Origin of the sequence: Corallococcus sp. AB049A (assembly GCF_003668885.1) — a bacterium.
Lineage (GTDB): Bacteria > Myxococcota > Myxococcia > Myxococcales > Myxococcaceae > Corallococcus > Corallococcus interemptor.
On sequence record NZ_RAWL01000574.1, the window covers coordinates 1 to 4,551 of the forward strand.

A 4,551-nucleotide genomic window follows, 5' to 3' on the forward strand; every position below is an offset into this window, starting at 1 on the left:
GTTTCATCGGGAGGGGCTCCTGGGGGGCGTGTCCTCACGATGGGAGCCGCCCGGGCCCTCCACATCCCGTCCTCGCGGGGCAGGCGGAGCGTCGGGCGGTGGTCAGCCGCCGCGCCAGGTGTCCGGCTGACAGGACCACGGGAGCTCCTCGCCGCGCCGGTCGCAGTGGAAACCCTCGGCGCAGGGGTTGGGGCCGTTGGGGTCACAGGCCTGGAGGCAGTGGTAGTGGTCGCAGACCTGGCCCTCTTCGCAGGCCGGATTCGTGGGGGAGCAGCGATGGAGGCATTCCGCCCAGACCTTGCCCGGGAACTCCGGGTTCGAGCTCATGCGGCATTCGCGTCCAGCAGAGCACGGTGTGTCCAGGCAGTTCGGACCGTAGATGGACGCGCAGATGGAGGTGCCCTCCTCGAACGGAATGCAGCGCTCCCCCTGGGCACAGCCGCGCTTCTCACAGGTGGGAAGACACGCGGGGGCCGGCTTCACATCCGCGCAGAAGAAGCCCTCCGGGCATGAGCCGGGTTGGCCCGGAGCACAGGACCGAGCGCAGTAGCCCTCCTTGCCCCGGCATTCGAGCCCTTCCGTGCATGCATCGGTCACGTCGAAGGGGGTTCTCAGGCAGTTCTGGCCTTCCTGTCGGATGCCGATGAGGAGGCAGAGTCTGATCAGGCCGCCGCCGGTCCTGGGGGCGATCACGGTCCTGCAGCGTTGGTCCTCCGGACACTGGCTGTCGGTCTCGCATTCGCTGTCCGAGCAGTAGCTCCGGAAGCGACCATCGTGGAAGCAGACGAGAGGCGCCTCACACTCCGTCTGCTCCGAGCAGGTTTGATGGTAGGTCGCCCGCCGCATCCGCGCGTCGTAGCTCAGCAGGGGGACCAGACCTTCGGGCTCCGGCATGGGGGCCGCGCTGGCCTCCCGGGTCTGCCGGAGGACGAAGAGGGCAGGGGCCAGAATCACGACGCAGGCCACCAGGCTCAGGGGAACGTGCCAGGGCCGCGTCATGGACCACCACACAGCTCAAAGCACTCCTCGCTCGGCTCGTCCGGGGAGGTGCAGAAACGGTTGTAGTCCCTCTTGCTGCAACGAGACTTCGGTAGTTGCTCCAACGCGTCCTTGTGCGCCGCCCGGTCCAGCTTGCCGCCCGGGCGGTGCACCTCCGGGCATGCCGCCAGACCGCCCAGGACGCACAGCCACAGCCCCACCGCGTGTGCTCGGCCCATGACGGTCCAGGCTAGCCGTGGCCTGGAACCGTCAGGCATTGCCCCTGCGGGCAATGATGTGTCACGCGGACTGGAAGCGGGCCTCCGCCGGACGCGCTCCACCCGAGCGCTTCACGCCGTGGTCCCCGTTCGCGGACAGGTGCTCCAGCAGCTTGAACACCGTCTCCGCTTCGTCCGCCGCGCCGATGTCCTGCGCCAGCTGATCCGCCGACCGCGCCTCCGCCTTCGCGGACTTCAGCTTCGCGAGCAGCTTGCCCTGCAGCTCCAGCACGCGCCCCGCGGCCTTCTTGCCCGCCTCCACGCCCGGCTGGTGATAGGCATTGATGTTCACCAGGCTCGCGTAGAAGCCCACCGCGCGCTCATACAACGCAATCAGCGCCCCCACCGTGCGCGCGCTCACGTCCGGCACGGTGAGCGTCATCGACTCGCGGCCCTTCTCGAACAGCGCCCGGCGCGTGCCCAGGAGGAACCCCAGGAGGTAGTCGCCGCTGGTGTTCTCACCCTCCACCGCCAGGGACCTACCGTCGCGGTCCTTCAGCACCTCCACGAAGGTGGCGAAGAAGTTGTTCACGCCCTCGCGCAGCTGCTGCACGTAGGCGTGCTGATCCGTGGAGCCCTTGTTGCCGTAGACGGCGATGCCCTGGTTCACGACCTTGCCGTCCAGCGACAGCTCCTTGCCCAGCGACTCCATCACCAGCTGCTGGAGGTACTTGGACATCAGCATCAGCCGGTCCTTGTACGGCAGGATGACCATGTCCTTCTGGCCCTTGCCGCCGCCCGCGTGGAACCACATCAGCGCGAGCAGCGCCGCCGGGTTCGCCGCCGCGTCATGCACGCGCGTCGCCGCGTCCATGGCCTTCGCGCCCGCGAGGAAGCCGTCCACGTCCAGCCCCTGCAACCACGCCGGCAACAGTCCCACCGCCGACATCACCGACGTGCGCCCGCCAACCCAGTCCCACATGGGGAACGTTCGCAGCCACTTGTGGCCCTTGGCGTAGTTATCCAATTCGCTGCCGTCGCCCGTCACCGCGACCGCGTGCGCGCCGAAGTCCAGACCGCGCTGCGTGTAGGCGGCCTCCGCCTCCAGCATGCCGTTGCGCGTCTCCTTGGTGCCGCCGGACTTGCTGATGACCACGGTGAGCGTCTCCGCCAGCCGCTCGCCCAGGCCGTTGAGCACCCGGTCCATCCCGTCCGGATCCGTGTTGTCCAGGAAGTGCACCTGCATGGCGTCCCGGCCGCTGCCCAGCGCGTCCGCCACCAGCTGCGGACCCAGCGCCGAACCGCCGATGCCGACAATCAGCACCTGCGTGAACTTCGCCGCCTTCGCGGGCTTCACCTTGCCCGCGTGCACGTCCTTCGCGAACGCGGCCACCTGGGCCTGCATGTCCGTGATGGCCGTCTTCAGCTCCGCCTCCGGCGCCAGCTCCGGGGCGCGCAGCCAGTAGTGGCCCACGCGGCGCTTCTCATCCGGATTGGCGATGGCGCCCTTCTCCAGCGCGCCCATGGCCTGGAACGCCGCGTCCATGCGCGGGCGCATCCCGTCCAGGAAGTCCGCGCCGAAGTTCATGCGGGAGATGTCCAGCGTGAGCCCCACGGAGGGGACGACGCACAGGTGCCGCTGGTACCGCTCCCACAACTCGCGCTCCGTCATGACCCGACTCCCTTGCAAGGGGCGCCGACCTCATGCGCGGCGCCCGCCAGAACCGTCGCGGCGCACCGTAGCAAGGCCCGCACGGCGCGGAGGCAACGATGTCGCGCCCCGCGTTGCCTGGACGTCGCTTCCACGCCGGGGCTGTCCTCCACCCGGAAAAGGGCACCGCCGGCGTTGGAGCTTCAGGGCGCCGAGGGCGCGGCCTCCACCGGGGGCGCCGGAGGCGGTGCCTCCTTGGGCTTCCACGCCGGGTTGCGGAAGATGTAGCCCAGCCGCTGGCTCAGCGGTCCCGGGCGGGCCGCGTCCTTCGCGATGGCGGCGAACTCATGGAACGCGATGCGCACCGGGTTGTGCGTGGTGAGGTTCTTCGTCAGGCCGTAGATGGGACGCTCGGTCTCCGGGACGAACGTGCCGAAGAGGCGGTCCCAGATGATGAGGATGCCCGCGTAGTTCACGTCGATGTAGGCCGCGTTGGACGCGTGGTGCGCGCGGTGGTGCGACGGCGTGTTGAACAGCCACTCAATGGGACGCGGCAGCCGGTCAATGGCCTCCGTGTGGATCCAGTACTGGTACAGCAGGCTCACCGCCTGCTGCGTGACGATCATCTCCGGGGAGAAGCCCAAGAGGGCCAGCGGCGCCCAGAACACCCAGCCCGTCATGGGCGTCCACGTCTGACGCAGCGCCGTGGACAGGTTGTAGTGCTGGCTGGAGTGGTGCACCACGTGCGACGCCCAGAACAAGCGGCTCTCGTGGTGGACGCGGTGGAAGGCGTAGTAGCAGAGGTCTTCCAGGAAGAAGAGCAGCACCCACGCCAGCAGGCCGTGGCCCATGCGCAGCGGCGTCAGGTGGTAGAGCGCCGCGTAGCCCGCGAACGCCACGCCCTTCCAGAACACGCTCACCGCCACGTTGCCCAGGCCCATGGACAGGCTGGCCAGCGTGTCCTTCCAGGTGTGGCCCTTGATGGATTCGCCCCGCTCCTGCCGCAGCTTCTTCACCCAGAAGACCTCGGCGATGACGGTGATGACGAACACCGGGATGGCCGGGGTGATGAGGTCGGGGATGTGTGACATGTCCATGGCTGCGGACCTCCTTGCGAATCAATCCCTGGGTGCGAACGCGACGCGCATGAAGCGCGCCAGCGTGTCCAGCATGCGGCGGTGCGCCGGGTCTTCCGGGCGGGCCGCGCCGCCCACCGCCGCGCCCTGCACCGCGTCCAGCGCCAGCTCCACCACGTCGTCGAAGTCCGGGTGCGTGGCGGCCACGTCCGGGAACAGCTCGCGCGCCACGCGGTGCAGGTTCTGGCGGTGCGGCCCGTCCACCGCCGCCAGCGCCTTCTGCAGCTCCGGGCTGGTGCGCGCCGCGACGTACAGCTCGATGGCGGCCTGCAGCTCCGGCCGCTGGTAGGCGGCCCACAGCATGTCCACCGCCGCGCCCACCCGGTCCCTGCCGGACGGGCGCGCGCCCACGCCCGCGAGGAAGTCCTGGATGAGGCGCGGGAAGAGGTGCTCCACCGCCACCGCGAGCAGCTCCTCCTTCGTCTCGAAGTGCGTGAAGAGCGCCCCCTGCGACACCCCCGCCCGCTTCGCCACCTCCACCGTCGTCAGCCGCGCGTAGCCCTGCTCCACCAGCGTCTCGATGGTGGCGTCCAGCAGCTTGCGGCGCGTCGACTCGCGGCGCTCCGCC

The 4,551-nt window shown here is 69.5% G+C and carries 5 protein-coding genes; all 5 read right to left on the reverse strand.

Annotated elements, in window-relative coordinates; genetic code table 11:
• Positions 1 to 102 precede the first annotated feature (102 nt).
• The gene (locus D7X55_RS44940; protein ID WP_233610279.1) at positions 103 to 327 is read right to left on the reverse strand and encodes a hypothetical protein; all 225 of its coding nucleotides are present in this window, start codon (positions 325 to 327) and stop codon (positions 103 to 105) included.
• A gap of 668 nt (positions 328 to 995) precedes the next feature.
• The gene (locus D7X55_RS43060; RefSeq protein ID WP_147470356.1) at positions 996 to 1,217 is read right to left on the reverse strand and encodes a hypothetical protein; all 222 of its coding nucleotides are present in this window, start codon (positions 1,215 to 1,217) and stop codon (positions 996 to 998) included.
• 61 nt (positions 1,218 to 1,278) lie between these two features.
• On the reverse strand, positions 1,279 to 2,868 hold the full coding sequence (locus D7X55_RS36350) for a glucose-6-phosphate isomerase (RefSeq protein WP_121725428.1): 1,590 nt from the start codon (positions 2,866 to 2,868) through the stop codon (positions 1,279 to 1,281).
• 182 nt (positions 2,869 to 3,050) lie between these two features.
• Entirely contained in the window at positions 3,051 to 3,944 is an 894-nt protein-coding gene (locus tag D7X55_RS36355) for a sterol desaturase family protein (protein WP_120550089.1), read from the reverse strand.
• A gap of 21 nt (positions 3,945 to 3,965) precedes the next feature.
• On the reverse strand, positions 3,966 to 4,551 hold a 586-nt coding region (locus D7X55_RS36360), incomplete at its 5' end, for a TetR/AcrR family transcriptional regulator (protein ID WP_147470357.1).